Annotated in this window: 1 pseudogene; it reads right to left on the minus strand. The window is 43.9% G+C overall.

Going from position 1 to position 228, the window contains the following annotated elements:
* Positions 1–228, minus strand: a pseudogene (locus AB4486_RS24210) (oxidoreductase); the annotation flags it as partial.

Genomic DNA, 228 nt, shown 5'->3' on the forward strand with positions numbered 1-228 from the left:
ATGGCTTGTGCCACGTCTTTTGACTGAATAGGGCGCAGGTTTTTATATTTACCAATCATAAATGGTGACAACAGAGGGAAGATACTTTGTAGGAGTTTTTCGTCGGCTCGTGGTTGAGCTCTTTCGCCAACAAGAGGGCCAGGACGAGCAATAAACAGCTGTTTGAAGCCGAGACGCATCAAATTCTGTTCCATCTGACCTTTGCATTTTAGGTAATGAGAATAGGAT

The organism is Vibrio sp. 10N.222.55.C6 (assembly GCF_041473395.1).
Lineage (GTDB): Bacteria > Pseudomonadota > Gammaproteobacteria > Enterobacterales > Vibrionaceae > Vibrio > Vibrio crassostreae_C.